The following is a 1198-nucleotide window of genomic DNA, read 5'->3' on the forward strand; positions in this document are numbered from 1 at the left end:
GTCCAGGCAGCCGTGCTCCTGCCGGATCTCCCCGCGCACCGCGTGGGCACCGGTGCGCGGGGACCAGTGGATCGAGCCGCCCTCGAAGTCGCCGCGGGCACCGCGCCCGTCGGGCGTGCGGACCTCGCCGCTGGTGGGCCGGCCCAGGAACCCCGCGGCACCGCCCAGGGCCTCGTGGCGCTCACCGATCGCCCCGCCGACGCCGGGACCCGCCGCGGCGCTCGGCGCTCAGGCGCCGAAGAGCTCCTCCAGGGCCCGCAGGGCGCCCAGCGCCCCGTCGTGGTCGGGCCGGTAGCTGGTGGCGGGCAGTTCCCACACCCGGCCGGCGGCGAAGGAGGGCAGCGCGGCGTACAGCGGGTCGGCCTTCAACTCCTCCAGGCCGCGGCCGCCGAGGTCGATCACGAAGGCGTTGGGCGCGTCCGCGACGCCGGCCAGCAGCTCCGGGCCGACCTCGAAGGAGTCGCCGCTGCCGTACAGCTGCGGGTCGCCCGCCTTGGTGACGACGTCGTCGGGGGTGAGGCCGACCTCGGCGGTGAGCGCGGGCAGCGCGGCGTCGGCGGGGACCAGGTAGGGCTTGCCGTTGGGCAGGGAGAGCAGGAACACCGTGGCGCCCTCGGGAGGGGTGATCGCGGCGGCGACGGCGGCGACCTCCTCCTCGTAGGCGCCGGTCAGCCGCTCGACGTCCCCGCTGCGCCCGGCAGCCTCGGCGACGGCCTCCAGCTGGTCCTGCCAGGCGGTGGTGCGGGCGGGCACCAGCACCGTCGGCGCGATCGCGCTGAGGGCGTCGTAGTCCTCCTGCGCCTGCACGGCCGTGATGCCCTGCCCGCCGCCGATGATGAGGTCCGGCTGCGCCGCGGCGACGGCTTCGACGTTCAGCTGCTCGCCGGCCGGCAGCGCGGTGGTGCCCTGCTCGCGGGCCCGGGCCGCCCACGAGGGCGGGAACCCGCCCTCCAGGTCGGTGACGCCCAGGACGCGGGTGTCGGTGGCGACGACCGGGGCGTCCAGGGCGAACAGGTAACCGGCCAGGCCGCCGGAGAGCACGACGATGCGCTGCGGGTCGCCGGGCACGGTGATCTCGCCCTGCTCGGTGCTGATCGTGCGGGTGGCCGGGGCGGCGGGGGCGCTGGCCGGGGCCGCCGGTTCGGCGGCGCTGCTGCTGGCCGGCTGCGGTTCCAGCGGCAGCGCCAGGGCGGTGGCT

2 protein-coding genes are annotated in these 1198 nt (G+C 77.6%); both read right to left on the reverse strand.

Annotation, left to right across the window (positions count from 1 at the left end; all coding sequences use genetic code 11):
* Window positions 1–189, reverse strand: a 189-nt coding sequence (locus GTR00_RS26535; protein WP_407659765.1) for a hypothetical protein, incomplete at its 3' end; no start/stop codon positions are given.
* 39 nt (window positions 190–228) lie between these two features.
* Entirely contained in the window at window positions 229–1188 is a 960-nt protein-coding gene (locus GTR00_RS21265; RefSeq protein ID WP_407659766.1) for an ABC transporter substrate-binding protein, read from the reverse strand.
* Window positions 1189–1198: the final 10 nt, after the last annotated feature.

It is taken from the genome of Kineococcus indalonis (assembly GCF_009906395.1).
In the GTDB taxonomy this organism is placed as follows: domain Bacteria; phylum Actinomycetota; class Actinomycetes; order Actinomycetales; family Kineococcaceae; genus Kineococcus; species Kineococcus indalonis.